Below are 24,110 nucleotides of genomic sequence, written 5' to 3'. Positions count from 1 at the left end.
GGATGAGCGGATAGCCATCATTTCAAAAAATTCTGGGAAATTCCTGACCCGCCCGGGGACTTCCGCCATCGGCGGAATGCCGCGCCGGTTCGCGGGGCCGGACCCAGTACGCTGGAGGGAACACTCCCCTCCTGCCCGGAAAGCGATACCCATGAGCGCCGATAAGTCCACAAGCTGGTCCTACGCAGAAGATCTGCCTGCCGAGGACGAGGTCTTGCTGCACGCGCGTGAGCGGTCGTTCCAACTGGGTGTGACGCCGGTGGGTCCGGGGGTGGGCGCCGTGCTTACCGTGCTGGCCGCCGCGTCCAAGGCCCAGACCGCCGTCGAGATCGGCACCGGGGCCGGCGTCTCCGGCGTCTGCATCCTCCGCGGCCTGGGCCCGCAGGCGGTCCTGACCACCATCGACGTCGACGTCGAACACCTTCGCGCGGCGCGGGAATCCTTCCAGGAGGCAGGGAACCCCGCCAACCGCACCCGCACCATCTCCGGCCGCGCCGGCGACGTGCTCCCCCGGCTGACCGACAGCGCATACGACCTGGTTTTCATCGACGCGGACAAGCCGGACTACCCGCGCTATGTGGAGCAGGCCATCCGGCTGCTCAAGCGTGGCGGCCTGCTGATCGTCAACGACGCCCTGGACCAGGACCGGGTGGCCAACCCCGCGGCCCGGGAGGCCACCACCGTGGTGCTGCGCCAGATCGGCAAGGCCATCCGCGACGACGAACGGCTGGCCTCAGCCATGCTGCCCACCGGCGACGGACTCCTGGTGGCCGTCAAGAAGTAATCCCGGCAAACGCAGAAGGGACCGGCTGCCTCGCGGCAACCGGTCCCTTTGTTCTTGTCCTGCCAGCCGTGCCGGCCGCGCCCTATTCGGTGACGCCGACCAGGCATTCCCTGAGGTTCGAGGCCTCAGCGGCATTAAGTTCGACCACCAGCCGGCCCCCGCCCTCCAGCGGGACCCGCATGATCAGGCTGCGACCCTCTTTGGTCACTTCCATCGGTCCGTCGCCGGTGCGCGGTTTCATAGCAGCCATGCGGAATATCCCCTCCAAATTGTCCCGTGACTTTCCAGCCCGGCCGGGCTGTGTCCGCTTGGTCCATTAAGCTGCCCGCCGACCGCGAGCGGACGCCGGGGTTTGACACTCAGTTTTCCTTAGCTTGGGCACCATTATCCCGCAATTACCTGAGCGTAGCTAATCGATGGAGATTCTTGGGAGCGGCAGATCAGGGCGGATAGTCCCCGCCGCCGGGCAGTTGGGCCCAGGCCCAGAGCCACACAACCCACACCAGCTGGAGCAGCAAAAACATCACCACAACGGCGCCGCGGTACGCCCGGGACCGGGATATCCAGGCCGCGCTGAGTGCCAGCGGGAAGAGCGGCAGGAGCATCCGGAAGGTGCTGGTTTGAGGGTGCAGGAACACCAGCAGGTACCCCACGTAACAAACGCACCAGAGGCGCAATTCGGTCCCCAGCCGGACCGCCGGCTTGGACATCATCAGCAGCGCAAACAGGGCCACGAACACAAACGGGGCCAGCAGCCCCAGCACGGGTCCGAACAACTGGACACCGGTATCGAACCACGGCTTGAAGGGCACCAGGTCGTGGCCCCGCCACACCGTCTCGGTCCGCGTGTAGGCCTGGATGTCCCCGGTGACGGCCCACGCGATCGCGGGCCAGAGCAGGGCACCGACGCCCGCGACGGCGGTCAGGGCGGCCAGCGTCCAGAGCCCGGCGGGCGTATGGTCGGCGGGACCGCCGACGGCCGCCTGGCCGGGTAGGCCGTGGCGGCGCCCGGCGCGGACGCGGCCATACAGGCGGTACAGGAACAACAGCCCGAGCATCGCAGCGAACGGGACGCCTGTGGGCCGGGACAGGTCCATCAGCAGCACCACCGGCATGGCCCACAGGTACCGCCGCTCCAGCACCAGCAGCAGCGCCGCCGCCAGCAGGAGCAGGTTCAGCGACTCGGCATAGGGCACCTGGAGGATGGGAGCCAAGGGGAAGGTCGCCACGAAAACGGAACCCCACAGCGCGGTGCGGTGACCGGCCTTAAACCGAAACAGGCGGTAGATCACCAGGGCGGCGCCCAGCCCCGCCACCGAGGCGATCAGGGTGAGAGAGGTTGCCGGGGCCAGTCCCGTCAGGCCGCTGAGCACCCGGCCGAGCAGCGGGAACAGCGGGTAGAACGCCCAGGCGTTCTCCTTGACGTTGCCGGCCGCGTCCACCGGGAGTTCGGACGGATAGCCGTTCCGCAGCGCCTCGCCGTACCAGCGGGCATCCCAGATGTTGATGAAGTTCCAGTAGTCCGGTTTCGGCGGGAACCACGGGTTAACGCCCTGCTGCAGTGCTGCGCCGGCGAAGATGCACGCACTGACCAGGCGGGCGGCAAGGTACAGCGCCGAGATCTGGACCCACCGGGGCCACCGGGCGGCGCGGGCGCCAGCGCCTGCGATCACCCGCCACAGGGCGCCGTTCACGCCCTCCGGCGCGGCCGGGCCGGAGGGACGGAACTCGACGGCGGGGCCCGCCTCGCGGACGGGGCGGGGCTCGTTCACGGCGCCGGGTGCGTGGCCGGGGCGGAATGCGTGGAGGGGCCCGGCTCAGCGGCGGGCGCCGTCCCGGTCTCCGCGCCGGTCCGGGACCTCAGGTCCTCCAGTTCCCGGTCCTTGCGGGTAATCTGCGCCTTCAGCTCGTCCAGGACCTGGTCCACCTGGTCCATGCGGTAGCCGCGGACTCCCACGGCGAACCGGATCCGGTCGATATCGGCCGTCGTCGCGTCCTCGGGCAGCAGGACGGCCGGCAGCGACGCGACCGGCTCATCGAAGCCGTCGTCGAACGCCCGGCCCACCCCGCGGCCGCGGCGGAACAGTCGCGGCACCAGGTCCGTTCCGAGGAAAATGGCGGCGGCTGCCAGCACGACCGCCAGGAAGACGAGGAAAAAACTCACAGCTCCATGGTGCCAGAGAAGCCGGGGCGCGGCCGGTCAGGCGTGCGGCGCGGCCTCCCCGCCGGGCGCCGCACCGGGGTTGTTGCCGCTGGGGTTGCGGTGCCGGGCAGCCCCCTCGACGATGAGTTCGACGGCGAGCGCCGGATCGTCGACCACCTGGACGAGGTCCAGGTCCTGCTCGGCCATCATGCCCTCGGTAACCAGCGTCGTCTGGATCCACTCGAGCATCGGGCTCCAGAACGCGGTGCCGATCAGCACGATTGGGAAGGACGTCACCTTGCGGGTCTGCACCAGGACCATCGCCTCGAACAACTCGTCCAGAGTCCCCAGCCCGCCCGGCAGCACGATGAAGCCCTGCGCGTACTTGACGAACATGGTCTTGCGGGCGAAGAAGTAACGGAAGTTGATGCCCAGGTCCACCCACTGGTTCAGGCCCTGCTCGAACGGCAGCTCGATGCCCAGGCCCACGGAGACCCCGTTGCCCTGGACGGCGCCCTTGTTCGCGGCCTCCATGGAACCGGGACCGCCGCCGGTGATCACGGCAAGTCCGGCCTCGGCCAGCTTCCGGCCCACCTCGACGCCGAGTTCGTAGTTCAGGCTGCCGGGCTGGGTGCGGGCCGAGCCGAAGACGCTGACCGCCGGGCCCAGGTCCGCCAGGGCACCGAAGCCTTCGACGAATTCGCTCTGAATCCGCAGCACCCGCCAGGGATCCGTGTGCACGAACTGCCCGGGGCCCTTGGTGTCCAGGAGCGTCTGGTCGGACATCGTGACCTTCGCCGCCCGGCGCCGCAGTTCCAGTGGGCCCTTGTGCCGGATGCCGTTGGCCGGCGGATTCTCCCGCCGTCCGGCTCCCCCGTTGCCGCCGGCGGTACTGCCGCCGGAGGACGCGGGCTGCTCGGGCACGGGCTGCGGTTCGCTTTTCATGCCCCCAAGGCTAGCCCCCGCGGCGGCACCGGATGTCCGGGGCCCGCCGGGCGCGTCCCGGGGCGCCGGGTGACGGGTATCTCTTGTGTCACGATGTGGACGAACTGGGAGTGATTGGCGTCATAAGGGGCTAATCTTCGCTAGATTCTTCCTATGACTACTCAAGTACCCGGCGATGCCCTCGTCTCCCTGAAGGCCGTGAATAAGCACTACGGCCAGTTGCATGTCCTCAAGGACATCAATCTGAACGTCCGCAAGGGAGAGGTCGTTGTTGTCATCGGCCCCTCGGGCTCGGGCAAGTCAACGCTGTGCCGCACCATCAACCGGCTGGAAACGATCGACGACGGCGTCATCACCATCGACGGCAAGGAACTTCCCGCCGAGGGCAAGGGCCTGGCCAAGCTGCGGGCCGACGTCGGCATGGTATTCCAGTCCTTCAACCTGTTCGCCCACAAGACGATCCTGGAGAACGTCACGCTGGGTCCGATCAAGGTCAAGGGTGCCTCCAAGGCCGAGGCCGAAAAGGACGCCATGGCACTGCTGGAGCGCGTCGGCGTCGGCCAGCAGGCGCCGAAGCTGCCCGCACAGCTCTCCGGCGGCCAGCAGCAGCGCGTGGCGATCGCGCGGGCCCTGGCGATGAAGCCCAAGGTCATGCTGTTCGACGAGCCCACTTCCGCGCTGGACCCCGAGATGATCAACGAGGTCCTCGACGTCATGGTCCAGCTCGCCAAGGAAGGCATGACCATGATCGTGGTCACCCACGAGATGGGCTTCGCCCGCAAGGCCGCGGACCGGGTGGTCTTCATGGCCGACGGCCAGATCGTCGAAGACGAGACGCCGGAGGAGTTCTTCACCAACCCGAAGAGCAGCCGCGCCAAGGACTTCCTGTCCAAGCTCCTGACCCACTAAGCACACCGCATCTCTCTCCGGCCGCCGCCAGGCGGCCGTCCAATGAAAGGTATCCGATGAAGAAATTCTTTAACGGGAAGAAGCCCCTGTTCGTCGCGGCCACCGCGGCCCTGGCTCTCTCCCTCAGCGCCTGCGGCGGCTCCGGCAGCACCGGCGGCGCTGCTCCGGCCGGCGGCGGGGACCAGGCACCGTACAAGGTTGCGGACAACGTCTCGCTGACCGGCAGCCCGACCTACGACGCGATCAAGTCCAGCGGCAAGATCCGCATCGGCGTCAAGCAGGACCAGCCCGGCCTCGGCTTCAAGGATGCAGCCACCGGCGAGTACTCCGGCTTCGACATCGAGATCGCCAAGTGGGTTGCCGCGTCCCTGGGCATGAGCAAGGACAAGATCGAGTTCAAGCCGATCCCGTCCGCCAACCGTGAGTCCGCCATCACCAACGGCGACATCGACTACTACGTCGGCACCTACTCCATCACGGACAAGCGCAAGCAGCTGATCGACTTCGCCGGACCGTACTTCGTCACCGGCCAGGGCATCCTGGTCAAGAAGGACAACTCCAGCATCAACAGCGAGAAGGACCTCTCCGGCAAGAACGTTTGCTCGGCCACCGGTTCCACCCCGATCCAGAACATCAAGGCCAACTTCCCGGGCACCAAGACCACCGAGTTCGACACCTACTCGCAGTGTGTTGAGGCCCTCAAGAGCGGCCAGGTTGACGCGGTCACCACCGACCAGGCCATCCTGCTCGGCTACGCCGCCCAGGAGCCGGACAGCCTGAAGGTTGTCGGCCAGCCGTTCACCACCGAGAAGTACGGTGTCGGCCTGAAGAAGGGTGACACCGCCCTGCGCCAGTTCATCAACAAGACCTTCACCGACGGCGGTTCCGTCTGGCAGAAGATCTACGACCAGACGCTCGGCCAGTCCGGCACGAAGGTCCAGCAGCCCGCAGTAGAGAACTACTAAAACCTGCGTTGAGGGGGCGGCCTCCGGGCCGCCCCCTCTTCCACTGTCGAAAGCGACGATTCTGTGAATACGCTGCTGAATAACTCGGACCTCTTCATTACGGGGTTCCGAAACACGCTCATCCTCTTTTTCTTCTCGGCGATCTTCGCCCTGATCCTCGGCACCGTCGTCGCCGCCCTGCGGGTGTCCCCCGTCCCCGCCATGCGTGCGACCGCGACGCTCTACGTCAACGTGGTGCGCAATACCCCGCTGACCCTGGTGCTGTTCTTCTTCGCTTTGGGTTACCCGAAGCTGGGCCTGGTGCCGATCGACTTCACCACCGCCGCGATCATCGGCCTGAGCCTCTACACCGCCACCTACGTGGCCGAGGCTGTCCGCTCCGGTATCAACACCGTGCCGGTGGGCCAGGCCGAAGCCGCCCGCGCCATCGGCCTGCCGTTCACCCAGACCCTTACCCTGGTGATCCTGCCGCAGGCGTTCCGCGCCGTGATCCCGCCGATGTTCAGCGTCTTCATCGCCCTGCTCAAGAACACCACGGTGGCTGCGGGCTTCTCGGTCTTCGAGGCCGGCGCCATCCGCGCCAACCTCTCCGAGCGCGGCGAGCCGGCCCTGACCGGCCTGCTGTGGGTGGCCCTGGTGTTCATCATCCTTGTCTTCATCCTTTCCGCCCTGCAGCGAAAGCTTGAACAGAAGTGGAAGGTTGCCCGATGAGTTCCGTCCTCTTTGACGCCCCCGGCCCCAAGTCCCGTGCCCGCTACCGGATCCTCGGCGTCGTCACCGCCCTGGTGATCTTGCTGATCATCGGCTTCGTCCTGCTCCGGTTCGCCGAAAGCGGCCAGTTCGAGGCGAAGAAGTGGCAGCTGTTCACCTTCCCGCTGGTGCAGCAGACCATCCTCCAGTCCGTCGGCGCCACGCTGTCGGCCTTCGGCACCGCGGCCGTACTGAGCCTGATCCTCGGCATCCTGCTGGCCTTCGGCCGGCTCTCGGACCGCCGCTGGATCAGCGCCCCGTGCTACGGCTTCACGGAGCTGTTCCGTGCCGTGCCGCTTCTGATCCTGATGATGATCTTCTACTACGGCCTGCCCACCGTCGGCATCCAGGGCATCACGCCCTTCACCGCCGTCGTGGCCGGCCTGGTGCTGTACAACGGTTCGGTCCTGGCCGAGGTGTTCCGCGCCGGCATCGAATCGCTGCCGCGCGGCCAGAGCGAGGCCGGCTACGCGATCGGCCTGCCCAAGAGCAAGGTCATGACCAGCATCCTGCTCCCGCAGGCGGTCAGGTCCATGCTGCCGGTCATCATCTCCCAGCTGGTGGTCATCCTGAAGGACACCGCCCTCGGGTTCATCGTGACCTACAACGAGATCCTGTTCCAGGCGAAGTACTTCGGCAGCCAGATCCAGTACGGCTCCCCGATCATCCCGGCCGCCATGGTGGCTGCCGTGCTGTACGTGGGCATGTGCCTGATCCTGGCCGCGATCGCGAAGTGGCTGGAACGCCGGCTCTCCCGCAAGCCGGGCGTGGCGGTGGTGCCGGCGGCCAGCGTCCCCGCCGACGCCTAGCCCCACCAGCAACGCAGCCACACCAGCAACACAGCTTCGACGCAGAACGGCCCGGAACCTCAGGTTCCGGGCCGTTCTGCGTTTCGGGCGTTTCAGTGCCGACGCGCGCCTACTCGGCGGCGGGCAGTCCCAGCCAGGAGCGCAACGCACGCAGGCATTCGCGGATGGCCGCGGCGTCGACGTGCTCGTTGTCCTTGTGCGCCAGCAGCGCGTCCCCGGGGCCGAAGTTCACAGCGGGGACGCCCAGTTCGCTGAAGCGGGCGACGTCTGTCCAGCCGTACTTGGGCTTCGGCTCGGCCCCGACGGCGGCGACGAAGGACGCGGCGGCCGGATGGTTCAGCCCGGGCCGGGCACCGGCGGCGCCGTCGGTGCGGACCAGGTCGAAGCCGCCCAGCAGCTCGCGCACGTGCGCCTCGGCCTGCGCCATGGTCTTGTCGGGAGCGAAGCGGTAGTTGATCTCCACTACGCAACGGTCCGGGATGACGTTGCCGGCCGTGCCGCCGTGAACGCGCACTGCGTTCAGGCTCTCCCGGTAGTCCAGGCCGTCGACGGAGACCGTCTTCGGCTCGTACGCCGCCAGGCGTTCCAGGATGGGCGCCGCGGCGTGGATGGCGTTGCTGCCCATCCAGGCCCGCGCGGAGTGGGCCGCCTCGCCGACGGTGGTGGCCTCAAAGCGGATGGTGCCGTTGCAGCCGCCCTCGACGGTTCCGTCAGTGGGTTCGAGCAGGATCGCGAAGTCGCCCTCGAGGAGGTGCCCGTGGTTGCGCACCAGCCGGCCCAGGCCGCTCTTGACGCCCTCGACCTCCTCGTGGTCATAGAAGACGAAGGTGACGTCCTTGTCCGGTGCCGCGCCGCCGTCGAACATCCCGGCCGCCAGGGCCAGCTGCACGGCGACGCCGCTCTTCATGTCGGTGGCGCCGCGGCCGTAGAGGATGCCCTCCCCCGGCGCGCCGGAGGCCCAGTAGGAGGGGACGGTGCCGAGGGAGCCCTCGGTGGTGGGCAGCGGCACCGTGTCCAGGTGCCCGGCCAGGATGACCCGCTCGGGCCGGCCCAACGAGGTGCGGGCGACGATCGCGTCGCCGTCCCGGGTCAGCTCCAGCTGCGGGATGGCCCGGAGCGCGTGCTCGACGGCGTCCGCCAGCCGGCGCTCCTCCCCCGAAACGCTGAAGATGTCGATGATGTCTGCGGTCAGGAGGGCCACGTCCTGGTGCAGGTCCAGGCGGGCGGGGGCGCTTTGCTCAGTCACCGTCCCACTGTAGCGTCCGCGCACCGTCACCGTTTTAGAAGACGGCGGGGCCCGTCGATAGACTTGGGCGCATGACTGACAACGCTTCCTCTGCCGCGCCCGCCGACTCCCGCTCCGCCTACGGCTACGGGGTGGCCACCATCGCCACCCGCGACGGCGCGGCCACCGTGCTGGACGCCTGGTTCCCGGCCCCGGCGCTCGGAACCGCCGCGGAGAGCCTGCGGGACGTCGCCAACGCGGACCAGTCGCTGCAGGAAATCGCGGCGGCAGGCGACGACGCCGACCGCGGCACCGAGCAGAAGGTCATCTTCGCCCAGATCAACCTGGATGAGGCCCCCGCGGACACCGCCGACGCGTACCTGCGCCTGCACCTGCTCTCGCACCGCCTGGTCAAGCCCAACAGCATCAACTTGGACGGCATCTTCGGCAAACTGCCCAACGTCGTCTGGACCAACTTCGGCCCCGCCCCGGTGGAGGGCTTCGAAATGACCCGTGCCCGGCTCCGCCGCCGCGGCGCCGTCACCGTCTACGGCGTGGACAAGTTCCCGCGCATGGTGGACTACGTCCTTCCCTCGGGCGTCCGGATCGCCGACGCCGACAGGGTCCGCCTCGGCGCGCACCTGGCCGAGGGCACCACGGTCATGCACGAGGGGTTCGTGAACTTCAACGCCGGCACGCTCGGCACCTCCATGGTGGAGGGCCGGATCTCCGCCGGTGTCGTCGCGGGAAACGGCACCGACGTCGGCGGCGGCGCCTCGATCATGGGCACCCTCTCCGGCGGCGGCAAGGAACAGATCTCCCTCGGAGAGCGGGTCCTCCTGGGCGCGAACTCCGGCGTAGGGATCAGCATCGGCGATGACTCCGTGGTGGAGGCCGGCCTGTACGTCACCGCCGGAACCCGCGTCCGCGTGGTGGGCCCGAAGGACGCCGACGGCGAGGACACCACCCGGATCGTCAAAGCCGTGGAGCTCTCCGGCGTCCCGAACCTGCTGTTCCGCCGCAACTCCACCAGCGGCCAGGTGGAAGTACTGCCCCGCAAGGGACAGACCGTGGAGCTCAACGAGGCTCTGCACGCCAACTAGGCACCGGCCGAGAGCCTGACGGCTCAGGATTCGACCGGCCCCGCGGGGCCCGAGGGAGTATTTACGTGGCACGCAGACGTGGCTGGCGCCGCAGGATCGTGCTGTTGCTGGTCCTGGCGATGGTGGGCGGCGCCGTGTACACCGCCGTCGCCTTCCTGCAGCGCTCCGAGACCCTGGTGACGGAGGGCTGCAAGGTCCCCGGCGCGGACGAGGACCTCGCCTCCGACCAGGCCGGGTACGCCGCCCTGATCAGCGCGATCGCGGTGCGGCGCGGGCTGCCCGCCCGCGCCGCCAGCATTGCGCTGGCCACCTCGCTGCAGGAATCCAAGCTCCGCAACATCGGCCACGGGGACGAGGCCGGGCCGGACTCCCGCGGGCTTTTCCAGCAGCGGCCCTCCCAGGGCTGGGGCACCGAGGCCGAGGTGATGGACCCGTACCATGCCACGAACGCCTTCTACGATGCCCTGGTCAAGATTCCCGGCTATGAGTCGCTGCCCATCACCGCCGCCGCGCAGGAGGTCCAGCGTTCGGCCTACCCGGGCGCCTACGCCCAGCACGAACCGACGGCCCGGGCCTTCGCCTCCGCCCTGACCGGGCAGTCGCCGCAGTCCCTGGACTGCACGCTACGTGCCCCCGACGCCGCCGGCGACCCGGCCGCCGTGCAGCAGCGGCTGACATCGGCATTCGGAGCGCTCACCGCCGGCACGGAGGGGCGCACGCTCACCGTGCAGGCGCAGGGCACCCGGGCGTGGGCCGTGGCCCAATGGGCGGTGGCGAACGCGAAGTCGCTGTCCATCACCGCGGTCGCCGTCGACGGCCAGGCCTGGACCCGGTCCGGCCACAACGGCTGGCAGCCCGGCGACGCCCCGGCGGGCCAGGTCAGCATCACGGTCGCGGCGGAACCGGCCAAGTAGAGGTAAACGGCTCGCCGCAAAGACCGGCGGGCGCGGACGACGTTGGCCCGATCAGGCCAGCAGTTCGATGACGGGCTGGACGTAGCTGCGGAACAGCTCCGGGTCCGCGGCCAGCGCCGAGCTCATGATGATCTTGTCCGGCTCCAAGTACCAGGCCCGCGGCTCGGCCAGCGGCAGTTCGATGATGGTCAGCTCGAAGTCGCGGGCATCCCGGCCGGCCTCCAGCAGTCGGTCCTCGACCATGTCGGCCAGGATCGACGAGGCACCGTTGACGTCCCGTTCAGCCTCGAGCGCGCGGTACTCCCCCTGGCGCTCCCGGGCCCAGCTGAGCGCGGCGCCGAAGTGCGCCTGCAGCACGCGCCGCAGGGCCGGGGAGTTGCCGAAGGCGCGGAAGCCGGGCGGCCCCAGCTCGGGCTCCATCTCCGGGTGCGCCTTGAGCAACTGTGACCACCAGGCCTCCCACTCCGTCTTCAGTGCCGGCATCCCGCCCACCTCGTTGATCAGGTGGGAATGGTTCGACGGATGGATCTTGGGAACGACCGGGCAGAGGACCGGATGACCCACGGTCTCCAGGCCGGCCGCGTCCCGTATATACAGCGCGATCAGCATGGGACCCGAGGTGTCCATGGTGATCCGCCAGCCGGGCCCGCCTGTGTGGTGCATCCGATGTGCCTCCCTTGGCAAGACGTACTTTTTCAGTGTATTCCCGTTGGCCGCACAGGTTAATGGCGGGCACAGGTAGGTGGCGGTCCAGGTGATGGTCCCCGGCGGTCAGGCAGGGACCGGGTGCCGCCGGTCCAGGGTCGAAAGGTGCGCCTCCAGGACGTCGCGGCACACCTGTGCCGTCATCCATTCCGGCTGCAGCAAGGCATGCAGGACTAGCCCGTCGAGGGTTGCCAGGAGCCGCTCGGCCTCGGTGACCAGCTGTTGCTGGTGCGGCTCCGCGCCGTCTCCGGCGAGGGTGAGGACCAGGCGGCCGACGACGGCGGCCACCGCCCGGTGGCTGCGGTCCGCCTCCGGTACCAGGAAAGGGCGGGTACGGGCTGCGGCCTTGAAGGCCATCCAGACGCAGGCGTCCATGGCCCGCTCCTCATCGAGCGGCAGCAGTTCCTCCAGCAGCGCCAGCACGGCGGTCCGGTGGCCGGGGGTGCCGGGGGCTGCCGCGGCGAGCTGCTCCTCGGCGGCGAGCAACCGGCCGGTGATGCTGTCAACGGCGACGCTGAAGGAGTGGATGAGCAGCTCGTCGCTGCTGGCGAAGTAGTGCCGCACGGAGCCGACGGCCAAGCCGGCCTCGTCGGCCACCTCACGCAGGGACGCCCGTTCCAGGCCGTCGGTGGCGATAATGCGGAAGACCGCGTCGACAATTTCCTGGCGCCGCAAAACAGCGTCGACAAATTTGGGCATTGCTCTTTTTTAGCACGCACGTGCCCCGTTCACGGCGAACCACGCCGTCCCACCCGTCACTCCTGTACCAGCCACGGGCACTTCCGGCACGGAAAACGGCGGCGGCCGCGCCCCTGGAAAAGGGTGCGCGGCCGCCGCCGTCGGGCTGTGCTCAGCAGTGCAGTGCCGTTGGATGGGACCTAGACGGCCGGGTAGTTCCGTTCCGGCTCTCCCGTGTACAGCTGGCGCGGGCGGCCGATCTTGGTGTTCGGGTCGCTGATCATCTCGCGCCACTGCGCGATCCAGCCGGGGAGGCGGCCGATCGCGAAGAGCACGGTGAACATCTTCTCCGGGAAGCCCATGGCCTTGTAGATCAGGCCGGTGTAGAAGTCCACGTTCGGGTAGAGCTTGCGCTGGATGAAGTAGTCATCCTGCAACGCCTTCTCTTCGAGGCGGAGGGCGATCTCGAGCAGTTCGTCGTTGCCGCCGAGCTTGCTGAGGATCTCGTGGGCCGTGGCCTTGACGATCTTGGCGCGCGGGTCGTAGTTCTTGTAGACCCGGTGGCCGAAGCCCATCAGGCGGACGCCGTCTTCCTTGTTCTTGACCTTCTCCATGTAGTCCTCGGGCTTGATGCCGTCGGCCTGGATCTGGCGGAGCATCTTGAGGACGGCCTCGTTGGCGCCGCCGTGGGCGGGGCCGAAGAGGGCGTTGATGCCGGCGGAGACGGACGCGAAGAGGTTGGCGTTGGAGGAGCCGACCAGGCGGACCGTGGAGGTGGAGCAGTTCTGCTCGTGGTCCGCGTGCAGGATGAGCAGCAGGTCCAGGGCCTTGGCAACGACCGGGTCGACCTCGTACTGCTCGGCGGGGAGGCCGAAGCTCAGGCGCAGGAAGTTCTCCACCAGGTTCATGGAGTTGTCCGGGTAGAGCATCGGCTGGCCGATGGACTTCTTCAGCGCGTATGCGGCGATGACCGGCATCTTGGCCAGCAGGCGGTAGGTGGAAACCTCAACGTGCTCGGCGTTGAACGGGTCCAGCGAGTCCTGGTAGAACGTGGACAGCGCGGAGACGGCGGAGGAAAGCACCGGCATCGGGTGCGCGTCGCGCGGGAAGCCGCTGAAGAAGCCCTTGAGCTCCTCGTGCAGCAGGGTGTGGTGGCGGATCCGCTGGTCGAAGGCCTCCAGCTCGGCCGGCGTCGGCAGGTTGCCGTAGATCAGCAGGTAGGACACCTCGAGGAAGCTCGAGTGCTCGGCCAGCTGCTCGATCGGGTAGCCCCGGTAGCGCAGGATGCCGGCGTCGCCATCGATGTAGGTGATGGCCGAGGTGGTGGCCGCGGTGTTCATGAAACCGGGGTCAAAGGCAACGGCGCCGGTCTGCTTCAGCAGCTTGGAAACGTCGTAGCCTTCGTTTCCTTCAACAACCTTGATGCGCGGGAGCTCAAGCTCGCCGCCTGCATGACGCAGGGTTGCGCTGGTGGTCTCAGTCATGGATTCTCCTCATGAGGCCCTGGGCCCCTGTTGAAAGCTTGATCCAACATCTGGTGAAGCCGCCCACGGAATCCGCATCTGCATGCCGGTTCCAACGGCCGCGCTGCCTTCTTGTGGAAAGCCACCATTGATCGTCAGTTAAAAAGTACCGGGACTTCGCGGGTGGTACTAATCCGCAGGGCCTTCAAGGCGGCGAATCCGCGCTTTGTGTGCCCCGCGTCACAGCATCGTTACGGTCCCGTAGCCAGACGCTCCGCCGCGGTGGCGATCCGCTCGTCGCTGGCCGTGAGGGCCACCCGCACGAAGCCGTTGCCGGCGTCGCCGTAGAACACCCCGGGGCCGACGACGATTCCGCGGTCCGCCAGCCGCCCCACCGTGTCCCAGGTCGGCTCGCCCGCGGTGGCCCACAGGTAGAGGCCGGCGCGGGACTCGTGAATGGTCAGCCCGAAGGCCTCCAGTGCGGGAACGATCCGCTCGCGGCGGCCGCGGTACAGGTCCTTCTGCGCGGTGACGTGGGCGTCGTCGCCAAGCGCCACGCGCATGGCCTCCTGGACCGGGTAGGGCACGATCATCCCGGCGTGCTTGCGGCTGTTGACCAGGTTGGCCATCAGGGCCCCGTCGCCGGCGACGAAGGCGGCCCGGTAGCCGGCCAGGTTGGACTGCTTGCTCAGCGAGTAGACCGCCAGCAGCCCCTCGTGGGAGCCGCCCGCCACCCGCGGGTCGAGGATGCTGGGTACGGGTTCCCCGCCTCGCTGGACGTCCCATTCGCCCCAGCCGAGTTCGGCGTAGCACTCGTCGGAGGCGACGACGGCGCCCAGCTCACGGGCCTGCGCCACGATCCGGCGCAGGGACTCGGCGTCGCGGACGCTGCCGGTGGGGTTGGCCGGGGAGTTGACCCAGACGAGCCGGACGCGCGAGCGGGTGCCGGCGTCGAGTTCATCGAGGTCGTCGGCGGCGACGTGCTCCGCGCCGGCGAACGTGGCCCCGATGTCGTAGGTGGGGTACGCGACGGTGGGCCGGACGACGACGTCGCCGGGCTTCAGGCCGAGCAGGAACGGCAGCCAGGCCACCAGTTCCTTGGACCCGACGGTCGGCATGACGTTCTGCGGGTCGAGGCCGGGGACGCCGCGGCGGCGCTCGAACCAGGCGGCGATGGCCTCGCGGAGGGCCGGGGTGCCGTGCACGGTCGGGTAGCCGGGAGCGTTGGCCGCGGCCCGGAGGGCGTCCTGGACCAGGGCGGGCGTGTCATCCACCGGGGTGCCGATGGACAGGTTGGCCACTCCCCCGGGGTGCCCGGCGGCGCGGGCGCTGTAGGGCGCCATCGCCTCCCACGGGTAGTCGGGCAGGCTGAGGCCGAAGCTGCGCACCGCAGAAGTCACCGTGGATCCGTCTTAGTGGTCTTGGTTCTGCGGCGGCAGGGCGGCGATCATGGGGTGGTCGGTGTGGGTGTTGCCGATCTTGGCGGCCCCTCCCGGGGAACCCAGCACGTCGAAGAACTCCACGTTGGCCTTGTAGTAGTCCGCCCACTCTTCGGGGGTGTCGTCCTCGTAGTAGATCGCCTCGACGGGGCAGACCGGCTCGCAGGCACCGCAGTCCACACACTCGTCCGGGTGGATGTACAGGGAACGCTCACCCTCGTAGATGCAGTCGACCGGGCACTCCTCAATGCATGCCTTGTCCTTAACATCTACACACGGCTGCGCGATTACGTACGTCACGACCCTGGCCTCTCCACGTTGGCTCCGGCTTCCGCCGGGCGTTCTGCCCCGGCCTGAGCGCCGGGCTGCTGACTTCCGAGCCTATTATCCCCCAGCCCGCTCCCGCCAACCTACCCGGCCGTCACAGACGCACGCGGCAGGCGGTCCGCCCGCGGACCTAGGATGGTCCGGTGAGCGTTTCCCCTTCCCGGCCCCGTGACTTCCTGGCCTCCGCCGCGCCGGGCACCCGGGTGGTGGTCCGGTACCGCGTCGAGGGCGGCCTGACCGACGCGCTGGGCGAGCTGCTGGGTTGCGACGGTACCGAGTGCACGGTCCGCACGCGCCGGGAGGACACGGTCATCACGCTGGCGTCCGTGGTGGCGGCGAAGGCCGTGCCGCCGCCTCCGCCCCGCCGGGCGCCGCGGGTGAGGCCGGGCTCTACTGAGCCGGAGAAATCCCAGGACGCGGCCGGCCCGGAGGAAGCCTAGGAGGCGGGTTCCTCGACGCTGTCCGGGAGCTTCCGCATGGACATCAGCGGCGAGAACAGCACCGGCGCCACGGAGAGCAGGCTCAGCGCGGCGCCCAGCCACATGGCCGGCACCATCCCGATGGACTCGCCGAGGAAGCCGCCGATCAGGGCCGCCACCGGCATGACGCCCCAGACGACGCAGCGGACGGAGGCGTTCATCCGGCCCAGCAGCCGCGGCGGGCAGACCCGCTGCCGCATGGTCAGCTGCATGATGTTGTAGACCAGCGCGCCGAAGGTGGTGCCGAACTCGGAGATGGTCAGCAGCACCAGGGCGTTGCCGGGTTCGGTCTGCAGGGCCGCTACCGGCACCAGCACCAGCGCCAGCGACCCAAGCAGTGCCCCCGCCGGGATGACCCGGCCCTCGCCGATCCGGCGGGCAAGCCACGGGCCGGACACCGCGCCCAGCAGGCCGCCCGCGGCGCCGACGGACATGATGATGCCCATACCCTGGGGACCCAGCCCCAGCTGCCGGAGCACCAGCACCGGCAGCAGCGTGAACACCAGCATGCTGGCGAAGTTCATGCCGGCGGTGCAGAGCACCACGCGGCGGATCAGTTCGTGCCGCACCACAAAGGAGAGGCCCTCGCGGATCTCGGTGCCCAGCGAACCGTGTTCCCGGGCCGGGCGGGGCTCCTCACGGTCGCGGGTGCGGGTCAGGAACACGGCGGAGAGCAGGTATCCCACGGACTGGCCGACAAAGAGCACCGGCGCCGTCACCACGGCCAGGAGCGCTCCGCCGACGGCCGGCCCGCCGATCCGGGCGATCTGGGCCGTGGCCTCGAGTTTGGAGTTTGCCTCGCCCACGTGGCGGGCGGGCACCAGCAGGGGGACGAAGCTCTGATAGGAAACGTCGAAGAACACGGTGGCGACGCCGACGACGGCGGAGATGACGTAGAGGTGCCAGACCTGCAGCGCACCGGCCCACCAGAGCAGGGGCACGGCGCTGATCGCGACCATCCGGACCAGGTCCGCGAGGATCATGGTGCGGCGCTTGAGCCAGCGGTCCACCCAGGCGCCGGCAGGCAGCCCAACCAGCAGGAAGGCGGCGAGTCCGGCGGCGTTGAGGATGCCCACCTCGAACTCGGTGGCGCGCAGCAGGGTCACGGCCAGGACGGGGAACGCGAGCTGGCCGAGCTGGGCGCCGAGCTGCGAAAGGGACTGTGCGGTCCAGAAGACGCCGAAGTTGGCGTCACGCCACAGCGAAGCCTCCCGGGCAGCATCCTCCGGGACCTCAGCGTCCCCGCCGACGTCGGAATCCGCGGCGAAGTCGGCGGGTTTCTGGGCTGTCACCGGGTCAGCTTTGCAGTAGAGGTGACAGCTGTCAATCACTTCGCGGCGCGCCGGGCCGGCGCTGCGCCGCACGGCGCCGGTAGAACCGCGAGGGCCGCTTAAACGGCACTGCCGCCGGGCGGCGGTTGGACCGCCTGCCCGACGGCAGTTCGTGGTGGCGCTGGACGCGCGGATGCCCTGGCGGGCTGGACCCTAGGCCTTGGCGCGGGCGCGGTTGGCCTTGGCCCGCTCGTTGGAGTCCAGGATCACCTTGCGGATACGGATGTCTTCCGGGGTGACCTCGACGCATTCGTCCTCGCGGGCGAATTCGAGGGATTCCTCGAGGGTCAGCTCGCGCGGCGGGGTCAGGTTTTCGAAGGAGTCCGAGGAAGCGGCACGCATGTTGGTGAGCTTCTTTTCCTTGGTGATGTTGACGTCCATGTCATCGGCGCGGGAGTTCTCGCCGACGATCATGCCCTCGTAGACCTCGGAGGTGGGCTTCACGAAGAAGGAGCCACGTTCCTGCAGGTTGATCATGGCGAACGGCGTCACGACTCCGGCACGGTCGGCAACCATCGAACCGTTGGTGCGGTATTCGATCGGGCCGGCCCACGGCTCGTAGCCCTCGGAGATCGAGGCGGCGATGCCGGCACCGCGGGTGTCCGTGAGGAACCGGGTGCGGAAGCCGATCAGGCCACGGGCGGGAACGATGAATTCCATGCGGCACCAGCCGGTGCCGTGGTTGGCCATGTTGGTCATTCGGCCCTTGCGGGCGGCCATCAGCTGCGTCACGGCGCCGAGGTATTCCTCGGGCACGTCAATGGTCATGTGTTCCATCGGCTCGTGGATCTTGCCGTCGATGGTCTTGGTGACAACCTGCGGCTTGCCGACGGTCAGCTCGAAGCCTTCGCGGCGCATCTGCTCGACCAGGATGGCGAGGGCGAGCTCGCCACGGCCCTGGACTTCCCAGGCGTCGGGACGCTCGGTCGGGAGGACCTTGATGGAGACGTTACCGATCAGTTCCTTGTCGAGGCGGTCCTTGACCTGGCGTGCGGTGACCTTGGCGCCCTTGACCTTGCCGGCCAGCGGGGAGGTGTTGATACCGATGGTCATCGAGATGGCCGGGTCGTCAACGGTGATCAGCGGCAGCGGCTGCGGGTTCTCGGCGTCGGTCAGGGTCTCACCGATGGTGATCTCCTCGATGCCGGCGACGGCGACGATCTCGCCCGGTCCGGCGGACTCGGCCGGGACGCGGTCCAGGGCCTTGGTGGCCAGCAGTTCGGTGATCTTGACGTTCTTGAGCTCACCGTTGGCGCGGGCCCATGCCACGGTCTGGCCCTTGCGCAGGGTGCCGTTGTAGATGCGGAGCAGGGCGAGGCGGCCGAGGAACGGGGAGGCGTCCAGGTTGGTGACGTGTGCCTGCAGCACACCGTCCGGGTTGTAGGTCGGGGCCGGGATGTGCTCGATGATGGTCTTGAAGAGCGGTTCCAGGTCCTCGTTCTCCGGGGCGGTGCCGTCGGCGGGCTGCTCGAGGGAGGCGCGGCCGACCTTGGCGGCGGCGTAGACGACGGGAACTTCGAGGATCTTGTCCAGGTCCAGGTCCGGAACCTCGTCCGCGAGGTCCGAGGCCAGGCCCAGGAGCAGGTCCATGGACTCGTGCACGACTTCCTCGATGCGGGCATCGGGACGGTCGGTCTTGTTGACCAGCAGGATCACGGGCAGGTGCGCGGCGAGGGCCTTGCGCAGCACGAAGCGGGTCTGCGGCAGCGGGCCTTCGGAGGCGTCCACGAGGAGGACGACGCCGTCGACCATGGACAGGCCGCGCTCGACCTCACCGCCGAAGTCGGCGTGGCCGGGGGTGTCGATGACGTTGATGGTGATGGTCTCGCCGTTGGAGGACGGACCGTTGTAGGCCACCGTGGTGTTCTTGGCCAGGATGGTGATGCCCTTTTCGCGTTCCAGGTCACCGGAGTCCATGACGCGGTCTTCGAGGTGGTTGTGCTCGGCAAAGGAGTTGGTCTGCTTGAGCATGGCATCGACCAGGGTGGTCTTGCCGTGGTCAACGTGGGCCACAATCGCGACGTTGCGCAGGTCACTGCGCAATGCAGTGGCTACCGCAGTGTTGGTGGTGGTTTCAGACATGCGTTATTGCTCGATTCAGTGGTGAAGTCAGCTGTTGTATCGCGACATTTCCGACCGGAACGCACGACAGGAATGGCCCGTTCGCACAGGGCACCTGCATCCATTCTAGCGGCTCGGGCATTTATTGGCCTAAATCGCCCGCCGGCGCGGGGATCCCCGGGCACCGAGCCCGGCGCCCGGCGACGGCGGCGGCGGCCCGGCGGGGTCGTGTCCACGTGAGGAATGTCACTGGCTTTTGGGAGCGAAGTACCGCATTATTGCCGTGGTAAAGAAAAGCAAAGCCCGGAGACCCCAGATGCGAATCGCCTCGGCTCTGACCCGCTACGCCGCACCTGTGATCGCCACCGGCGTTCTCCTGGCCGGCTGCGGGCAGGCACCCACCACTTCCTCGTCCGGCCCGGACTCACCGGCCAGCGCCAGCGCCCCCGCCTCCGGCGTAGCCGGAAAGTCGGCGGCCCGTGCGGGTGCAGGTGCGTCCGGCGAACCGGTCGCCGCCGGCGGGCAGAAGTCCCTGCTGGCACCCCTGCCCAACCCGGCCACCATGGCCCCGGGCACGGTATACCGCAACCCGGCCAACGGCCGGGAAGAGGTCATCGTGGCCAACATCTCCCGGACCGCGCTCCTGATCGGCGACTCCCAGTCCGAACCGACCAATGGGTGGCCCCGGCAGGGCCTTTCCGCGGCCGGGTACGACGTCTTCTTCTGCGGTCTGGGCGGAACCGGCTATGTCGCGGCGAACGGGAAGACCGGCAACTACGTCGACGCCCTGCAGCGCGGGGACTGGAAGCTGCCCTACGGCGCGCCCGCCCTGGTTGTGATGGAAGGCGGCGGCAACGATGCCACCCGCGGGGCCACCGACGCCCAGATCGTGGCCAACGCCGAGCGGCTGATCGCCTCCCTCAAGCAGCGCTACCCCTCCGCCCGGCTGGCGATGATCGGCACCCTGGCCCGCGGGGCGAACTACGGCGGCGGCCGCCGGACCCAGGTGGATTCGTTGCTGGGCGGCCTTGCGGCCCGGCATTCCATCCCGTTCATCAGCACCGGCGACTGGCTGACCAAGTACAACCTGACCTCGCAGATGGCCGACGGCGTGCACATGAACAGCACCGGCCACGCCGCGCTCGGTACGATCCTGGCCGGCAAACTCAAGGATCTGGGCCTCGAACTGCCCCCGCCCGGGCCCGTGACCACCGAGCCCGGCAACTAGGCAGCGGTACGTAAGGACCGGGAAGAGCTAAACAAAAGGGAGCCGGTGACCACACCGCGGGGTGGTCACCGGCTCCCTTTCTTCGTGCGGACCCGCAGGGGCGTCCTGCCTGGAGGTTAGGCGACGTCCGGCGGGAGCATCAGCTTGGCGCCGGGGATGGCGTTCAGCAGGGCCTTCGTGTACTCCATCTGCGGCGCGTCGAAGACGTCGTCGGTCGAACCGGTCTCCACCAGCTTGCCCTTTTCCATCACGCAGACGTGGTCCGCGATCTGCCGGACCACGGCCAGGTCGTGGGTGATGAAGAGGTAAGTCAGGCCCAGCCGCGACTGCAGGTCCGCGAGCAGGTTGAGCACCTGCGCCTGGACCAGCACGTCGAGGGCGGAGACGGCCTCGTCACAGATGATGACCTCGGGGTCGAGGGCCAGGGCACGGGCGATCGCGACGCGCTGGCGCTGGCCGCCGGAGAGCTCGTTCGGGTAGCGCTGCATGGTGGACTGCGGCAGGGCCACCTGGTCCAGCAGTTCGCGCACCTTCTTTTCCCGGCTGGCCTTGGTCCCGATCTTGTGGGTGCGCAGCGGTTCCTCGATGGTCCGGAAGATGTTGTACATCGGATCGAGGGAACCGTAGGGATCCTGGAAGATCGGCTGGACACGGCGGCGGAACGCGAAGATTTCCTTGGCGTTCAGCGTCGAGGTGTCCACGCCGTCGAACACGATCTTGCCGGAGGTGGGCTGGAGCAGGTTCAGCACCATCTGCGCCACCGTGGACTTGCCGGAGCCCGACTCCCCCACGATCGCCGTCGTCGTGCCGCGCTTGACGCTGAAGGACACGTCGTCCACCGCGGTGAAGTCGGTGGACCGGCCCAGGCCGGAGCGGAGCTTGAAGACCTTGCGGAGGTTCTCGATCTTGAGCACCTCGTCCGGCTTCGCGGCCTCGACCACGCCTTCCTCGGCGGGGGCGAGCAGGTCCTCGGACTCGACGCCCTGCTCCTTGGCGACCTGGATCCGGCGGGACGCCAGCGACGGCGCGGAGGAGACCAGGCGCTGCGTGTACGGGTGCTGCGGGTTGCGCAGCAGTTCCAGCGACGGACCCGATTCCACCACCTGGCCGCGGTACATCACGACCACCTTGTCGGCGCGTTCGGCGGCGAGGCCGAGGTCGTGGGTGATCAGCAGCACGGCGGTGCCGAGCTCGGTGGTCATCTTGTCCAGGTGGTCAAGGATCTGGCGCTGCACGGTCACGTCCAGGGCCGACGTCGGCTCATCGGCGATGAGCAGGCGCGGCTGGCAGGACAGGCCGATGGCGATCAGCGCGCGCTGGCGCATGCCGCCGGAGAACTCGTGCGGGTACTGCTTGGCGCGCCGTGCGGCGTCCGGCAGGCCGGCCTGCGAGAGGACCTTGGCGACGTCGTCGGGACCGTCGGGCAGCCCGTTGGCCTTGAGCGTCTCGCGGACCTGCTGGCCGATCTTCCAAACCGGGTTGAGGTTGGACATCGGGTCCTGCGGGACCATGCCGATGCTGTTGCCGCGCAATTCGATCATGCGCTTCTCGCCGGCGTTGGAGATGTCCTCGCCGTCGAACAGGATCTGGCCGCCGGAGACCCGGCCGTTGGTGGGCAGCAGGCCGATCGCGGCCAGCGCCGTGGTCGACTTGCCCGAGCCGGACTCGCCCACGATCGCGACCGTTTCGCCCGGCATCACGGTGAGGTGGGCGTTGCGGACGGCGTTGACGTCGCCGCCGCCGGTCTTGAAGGTGATCGCCAGGTCCCGGATTTCCAGGAGCGGACGCACGGCGGCCGTTCCCTCTTCACGGATTTCAACAGGGGTGTTCATGGCTTCCCCTTTCATCGCTTGCGCGCTTTGGGATCGAGAGCATCACGGAGGGCGTCGCCCAGCATGATGAAGCTCAGAACGGTGATGGAGAGGGCGATGGCCGGGTAGAGCAGCGGCATCGGGTTCGAGCGCAGGGAGGCCTGAGCTGCCTGGATGTCGTTGCCCCAGGACATCACGCTGGGCGGGAGGCCGATGCCCAGGAAGGACAGCGTGGATTCGGCCACGATGAAGGTACCCAGGGAGATGGTGGCCACGACGATGATCGGGGCCAGCGAGTTCGGCATGACGTGACGCATCAGGGCGCCGAACTTGGAGACGCCCAGGGAACGCGCGGCGGTGACGAAGTCGGCGTTACGGACCTCGATCACGGCACCGCGGGTGATGCGGGCGATCTGCGGCCAGCCGAACGCCATCAGGATCAGCACCAGGGTCCACGCGGTGCGGTTGGAGCGGAACATCGGCAGCTGCATGACGACGATCGCGCCGAGGATCAGCGGCAGCGCGAAGAAGATGTCGTTGATGCGGGCCAGGACCGCGTCAACCCAGCCGCCGTAGTAGCCGGCCAGGGCGCCCATGATACCGCCGATGACCAGGACACCGATGGTGGTGAACAGGCCGACGGTCACGGAGGAGCGCGTGCCGTAGATGACGCGGGCGTAGACGTCGCAGCCCTGCTGGGTGAAGCCCAGCGGGTGGCCGCCGGTGGGGCCGCCGTCGGAGTTGGCCAGCTGGCAGGCCTCGGAGGTGGGGTCGATGCCGGAGAACAGTCCCGGGAAGAGGGACACGGCCACGACCACCAGGATCAGGAACGCGGAGATCAGGAACAGCGGCTGCTTGCGCAGGTTGCGCCAGGCCTCGGCCCAGAGGCTCAGGGGTGCCTGGTCCTCCTTGACCTTGTCCGTGGCCTGCAGCGGGGTCTCGGAGAAGTCGGCGACGAAGTGCTCGATGTGGCGTGGGGCGGGCATCGAAGCGTCCTGCCGTGCGGGATTGGTTTCAGGAGTCATAGCGGATCCTCGGGTCAAGCCAGGCGTAGAGCAGGTCAACGAGCAGGTTGGAGAGGCAGTAGATCAGCACCAGGACGGTGACGATCGAGACCACCGTGGGTCCCTCGCCGGAGAGCACGGCCCGGTAGAGCCGGTTGCCGACGCCGGGCACGTTGAAGATGCCTTCGGTGACGATCGCGCCGCCCATCAGGCTGCCCAGGTCCGCGCCCAGGAAGGTGATGACGGGGATCAGGGAGTTGCGCAGGATGTGCACGCGGACCACGCGGAACCGGGAGAGGCCCTTGGCGGTGGCGGTGCGCACGTAGTCGGCGTTCATGTTCTCGATCACCGAGGTGCGGGTCAGGCGCAGCACATACGCGAAGGAGCCCAGGCCCAGCACGATCGCAGGCAGGATCAGGTCCTGCACCGTGGCCGCGGAACTGACCGTGGGCTTGGCCCAGCCGAGCTGGACGCCGATGGTGAACTGCAGCAGGAAGCCAAGGACGAAGATCGGGATGCCGATGACGATCAGGGACGCCACGAGGACGGTCGCGTCAAAGAGCTTGCCCTTCCGCAGGCCGGCGATCAGGCCGAAGATGATGCCGAAGACGGCCTCGAAGATCAGCGCCATGATGGCCAGGCGGGCGGTAACCGGGAACACCTCGCCCAGCACGGCGGCGATGGGACGGCCGGAGAAGTCCTGGCCGAGGTCGAAGGTGAAGATGCTCTTGAGGTAGAGCAGGTATTGGATCCAGAACGGCTGGTCCAGGTGGTACTGCGCGCGGAGCTTCGCGGCGACGGCCTCGTTGACCGGCTTGTCGCCGAAGAGGGCGACGATCGGGTCACCGGGGAGGCTGAAGACCAGGAAGTAGACCAGCAGCGTTGCGCCCAGGAAGACGGGGATCAGTTGGAGAAAACGCTTGAGGATGTAAGTCGCCATCAGCGAAGCACACCCTTGTCAGCAGGCATCCGGTCCAGGGATGCGGCGGAGTTGTTCATCGAAGAACCTTTTCACTTTGGACTGCAGCCCGGCGCCG

The 24,110-nt window shown here is 68.3% G+C and carries 24 protein-coding genes; 9 read left to right on the top strand and 15 right to left on the bottom strand.

Going from position 1 to position 24,110, the window contains the following annotated elements; all coding sequences use genetic code 11:
* The first annotated feature begins 151 nt into the window (after positions 1-151).
* Positions 152-784 carry an O-methyltransferase gene (locus tag ACFUCU_RS08705; RefSeq protein ID WP_377972029.1) on the top strand — a complete coding sequence of 211 codons (633 nt, stop codon included), beginning with the start codon at positions 152-154 and terminating at the stop codon, positions 782-784.
* A gap of 82 nt (positions 785-866) precedes the next feature.
* Here the strand turns inward: ACFUCU_RS08705 and ACFUCU_RS08700 are convergent, their stop codons facing one another.
* From ACFUCU_RS08700 to ACFUCU_RS08685, 4 genes are all read right to left on the bottom strand, one after another.
* Positions 867-1,034: a DUF3117 domain-containing protein gene (locus tag ACFUCU_RS08700; RefSeq protein ID WP_290255770.1), complete on the bottom strand. Its 168-nt coding sequence runs from the start codon at positions 1,032-1,034 to the stop codon at positions 867-869.
* A gap of 190 nt (positions 1,035-1,224) precedes the next feature.
* Positions 1,225-2,466 (bottom strand): hypothetical protein, encoded by a 1,242-nt coding sequence (locus ACFUCU_RS08695; RefSeq protein ID WP_377972168.1) that lies wholly within the window; start codon positions 2,464-2,466, stop codon positions 1,225-1,227.
* Between the two features lie 86 nt (positions 2,467-2,552).
* Complete coding sequence (locus ACFUCU_RS08690) at positions 2,553-2,948, bottom strand: DivIVA domain-containing protein (RefSeq protein ID WP_290255771.1); 396 nt, start codon at positions 2,946-2,948, stop codon at positions 2,553-2,555.
* A gap of 36 nt (positions 2,949-2,984) precedes the next feature.
* Entirely contained in the window at positions 2,985-3,713 is a 729-nt protein-coding gene (locus ACFUCU_RS08685; protein WP_377972167.1) for a TIGR00730 family Rossman fold protein, read from the bottom strand.
* Between the two features lie 312 nt (positions 3,714-4,025).
* Here ACFUCU_RS08685 and ACFUCU_RS08680 point away from each other — a divergent pair, with 312 nt between their 5' ends.
* From ACFUCU_RS08680 to ACFUCU_RS08665, 4 genes are all read left to right on the top strand, one after another.
* Complete coding sequence (locus ACFUCU_RS08680; RefSeq protein ID WP_290255773.1) at positions 4,026-4,781, top strand: amino acid ABC transporter ATP-binding protein; 756 nt, start codon at positions 4,026-4,028, stop codon at positions 4,779-4,781.
* 56 nt (positions 4,782-4,837) lie between these two features.
* Positions 4,838-5,746: a glutamate ABC transporter substrate-binding protein gene (locus tag ACFUCU_RS08675; protein WP_290255774.1), complete on the top strand. Its 909-nt coding sequence runs from the start codon at positions 4,838-4,840 to the stop codon at positions 5,744-5,746.
* Between the two features lie 63 nt (positions 5,747-5,809).
* A complete protein-coding gene (locus ACFUCU_RS08670) occupies positions 5,810-6,457 on the top strand; it encodes an amino acid ABC transporter permease (protein WP_290255775.1) in 648 nt (215 codons plus the stop codon).
* Positions 6,454-7,305, top strand: a complete 852-nt coding sequence (locus ACFUCU_RS08665) for an amino acid ABC transporter permease (RefSeq protein ID WP_290255776.1) — start codon at positions 6,454-6,456, stop codon at positions 7,303-7,305. Before ACFUCU_RS08670 ends, ACFUCU_RS08665 begins: the two co-directional genes overlap by 4 nt.
* 109 nt (positions 7,306-7,414) lie before the next feature.
* Here ACFUCU_RS08665 and dapE read toward each other — a convergent pair whose 3' ends face one another.
* Entirely contained in the window at positions 7,415-8,551 is a 1,137-nt protein-coding gene (gene dapE, locus ACFUCU_RS08660) for a succinyl-diaminopimelate desuccinylase (protein ID WP_377972026.1), read from the bottom strand.
* A gap of 71 nt (positions 8,552-8,622) precedes the next feature.
* On the opposite strand from dapE, the gene dapD reads away from it, so the two are divergent.
* Positions 8,623-9,633: a 2,3,4,5-tetrahydropyridine-2,6-dicarboxylate N-succinyltransferase gene (dapD, locus tag ACFUCU_RS08655; protein ID WP_377972024.1), complete on the top strand. Its 1,011-nt coding sequence runs from the start codon at positions 8,623-8,625 to the stop codon at positions 9,631-9,633.
* A 65-nt stretch (positions 9,634-9,698) separates the two neighbouring features.
* Positions 9,699-10,547 carry a hypothetical protein gene (locus tag ACFUCU_RS08650; RefSeq protein ID WP_377972022.1) on the top strand — a complete coding sequence of 283 codons (849 nt, stop codon included), beginning with the start codon at positions 9,699-9,701 and terminating at the stop codon, positions 10,545-10,547.
* Positions 10,548-10,598: 51 nt separating this feature from the next.
* On the opposite strand, the gene ACFUCU_RS08645 is transcribed toward ACFUCU_RS08650, so the two are convergent.
* The 5 genes from ACFUCU_RS08645 to fdxA form a co-directional block, all read right to left on the bottom strand.
* On the bottom strand, positions 10,599-11,210 hold the full coding sequence (locus ACFUCU_RS08645; protein WP_377972021.1) for a hypothetical protein: 612 nt from the start codon (positions 11,208-11,210) through the stop codon (positions 10,599-10,601).
* Between the two features lie 108 nt (positions 11,211-11,318).
* Positions 11,319-11,951, bottom strand: a complete 633-nt coding sequence (locus ACFUCU_RS08640; RefSeq protein ID WP_377972019.1) for a TetR/AcrR family transcriptional regulator — start codon at positions 11,949-11,951, stop codon at positions 11,319-11,321.
* Positions 11,952-12,130: 179 nt separating this feature from the next.
* Entirely contained in the window at positions 12,131-13,414 is a 1,284-nt protein-coding gene (locus ACFUCU_RS08635) for a citrate synthase (protein WP_290255781.1), read from the bottom strand.
* A 230-nt stretch (positions 13,415-13,644) separates the two neighbouring features.
* Positions 13,645-14,793 carry a succinyldiaminopimelate transaminase gene (dapC, locus tag ACFUCU_RS08630; protein ID WP_377972018.1) on the bottom strand — a complete coding sequence of 383 codons (1,149 nt, stop codon included), beginning with the start codon at positions 14,791-14,793 and terminating at the stop codon, positions 13,645-13,647.
* Between the two features lie 12 nt (positions 14,794-14,805).
* Positions 14,806-15,132, bottom strand: a complete 327-nt coding sequence (fdxA, locus tag ACFUCU_RS08625; RefSeq protein ID WP_290255783.1) for a ferredoxin — start codon at positions 15,130-15,132, stop codon at positions 14,806-14,808.
* Between the two features lie 170 nt (positions 15,133-15,302).
* On the opposite strand from fdxA, the gene ACFUCU_RS08620 reads away from it, so the two are divergent.
* Positions 15,303-15,599 (top strand): hypothetical protein, encoded by a 297-nt coding sequence (locus tag ACFUCU_RS08620; RefSeq protein WP_377972016.1) that lies wholly within the window; start codon positions 15,303-15,305, stop codon positions 15,597-15,599.
* Here the strand turns inward: ACFUCU_RS08620 and ACFUCU_RS08615 are convergent.
* Complete coding sequence (locus ACFUCU_RS08615; RefSeq protein ID WP_377972014.1) at positions 15,596-16,930, bottom strand: MFS transporter; 1,335 nt, start codon at positions 16,928-16,930, stop codon at positions 15,596-15,598. The genes ACFUCU_RS08620 and ACFUCU_RS08615 overlap by 4 nt on opposite strands.
* A gap of 192 nt (positions 16,931-17,122) precedes the next feature.
* Positions 17,123-19,051: a translational GTPase TypA gene (typA, locus tag ACFUCU_RS08610; protein WP_290255786.1), complete on the bottom strand. Its 1,929-nt coding sequence runs from the start codon at positions 19,049-19,051 to the stop codon at positions 17,123-17,125.
* A 295-nt stretch (positions 19,052-19,346) separates the two neighbouring features.
* On the opposite strand from typA, the gene ACFUCU_RS08605 reads away from it, so the two are divergent.
* Complete coding sequence (locus ACFUCU_RS08605) at positions 19,347-20,258, top strand: SGNH/GDSL hydrolase family protein (protein ID WP_377972012.1); 912 nt, start codon at positions 19,347-19,349, stop codon at positions 20,256-20,258.
* Between the two features lie 116 nt (positions 20,259-20,374).
* On the opposite strand, the gene ACFUCU_RS08600 is transcribed toward ACFUCU_RS08605, so the two are convergent.
* From ACFUCU_RS08600 to ACFUCU_RS08590, 3 genes are read right to left on the bottom strand one after another with little or no spacing between them, the layout of a single operon-like run.
* Positions 20,375-22,090 (bottom strand): dipeptide ABC transporter ATP-binding protein, encoded by a 1,716-nt coding sequence (locus ACFUCU_RS08600; RefSeq protein WP_377972010.1) that lies wholly within the window; start codon positions 22,088-22,090, stop codon positions 20,375-20,377.
* An 11-nt stretch (positions 22,091-22,101) separates the two neighbouring features.
* Positions 22,102-23,094 carry an ABC transporter permease gene (locus ACFUCU_RS08595; protein WP_290255789.1) on the bottom strand — a complete coding sequence of 331 codons (993 nt, stop codon included), beginning with the start codon at positions 23,092-23,094 and terminating at the stop codon, positions 22,102-22,104.
* Entirely contained in the window at positions 23,084-24,013 is a 930-nt protein-coding gene (locus ACFUCU_RS08590) for an ABC transporter permease (RefSeq protein ID WP_290255790.1), read from the bottom strand. The genes ACFUCU_RS08595 and ACFUCU_RS08590 overlap by 11 nt, the downstream gene beginning before the upstream one ends.
* Between the last annotated feature and the right edge of the window lie 97 nt (positions 24,014-24,110).

Source organism: Arthrobacter sp. NPDC057259, from assembly GCF_042668995.1.
GTDB lineage: Bacteria > Actinomycetota > Actinomycetes > Actinomycetales > Micrococcaceae > Arthrobacter.
The sequence above is the reverse complement of the archived record's forward strand: the minus strand, read 5'-3'. Positions and strand labels throughout refer to the sequence as shown.

Bases quoted from the DNA above. Each gene is read 5' to 3' on its own strand.
- ACFUCU_RS08705 (WP_377972029.1), top strand. From the start codon at position 152: ATGAGCGCCGATAAGTCCACAAGCTGGTCCTACGCAGAAGATCTGCCT.
- ACFUCU_RS08700 (WP_290255770.1), bottom strand. From the start codon at position 1,034: ATGGCTGCTATGAAACCGCGCACCGGCGACGGACCGATGGAAGTGACC.
- ACFUCU_RS08685 (WP_377972167.1), bottom strand. From the start codon at position 3,713: ATGTCCGACCAGACGCTCCTGGACACCAAGGGCCCCGGGCAGTTCGTG.
- ACFUCU_RS08680 (WP_290255773.1), top strand. From the start codon at position 4,026: ATGACTACTCAAGTACCCGGCGATGCCCTCGTCTCCCTGAAGGCCGTG.
- ACFUCU_RS08675 (WP_290255774.1), top strand. From the start codon at position 4,838: ATGAAGAAATTCTTTAACGGGAAGAAGCCCCTGTTCGTCGCGGCCACC.
- ACFUCU_RS08665 (WP_290255776.1), top strand. From the start codon at position 6,454: ATGAGTTCCGTCCTCTTTGACGCCCCCGGCCCCAAGTCCCGTGCCCGC.
- dapD (WP_377972024.1), top strand. From the start codon at position 8,623: ATGACTGACAACGCTTCCTCTGCCGCGCCCGCCGACTCCCGCTCCGCC.
- ACFUCU_RS08645 (WP_377972021.1), bottom strand. From the start codon at position 11,210: ATGCACCACACAGGCGGGCCCGGCTGGCGGATCACCATGGACACCTCG.
- ACFUCU_RS08640 (WP_377972019.1), bottom strand. From the start codon at position 11,951: ATGCCCAAATTTGTCGACGCTGTTTTGCGGCGCCAGGAAATTGTCGAC.
- ACFUCU_RS08635 (WP_290255781.1), bottom strand. From the start codon at position 13,414: ATGACTGAGACCACCAGCGCAACCCTGCGTCATGCAGGCGGCGAGCTT.
- typA (WP_290255786.1), bottom strand. From the start codon at position 19,051: ATGTCTGAAACCACCACCAACACTGCGGTAGCCACTGCATTGCGCAGT.
- ACFUCU_RS08605 (WP_377972012.1), top strand. From the start codon at position 19,347: ATGCGAATCGCCTCGGCTCTGACCCGCTACGCCGCACCTGTGATCGCC.
- ACFUCU_RS08600 (WP_377972010.1), bottom strand. From the start codon at position 22,090: ATGAACACCCCTGTTGAAATCCGTGAAGAGGGAACGGCCGCCGTGCGT.
- ACFUCU_RS08595 (WP_290255789.1), bottom strand. From the start codon at position 23,094: ATGACTCCTGAAACCAATCCCGCACGGCAGGACGCTTCGATGCCCGCC.
- ACFUCU_RS08590 (WP_290255790.1), bottom strand. From the start codon at position 24,013: ATGGCGACTTACATCCTCAAGCGTTTTCTCCAACTGATCCCCGTCTTC.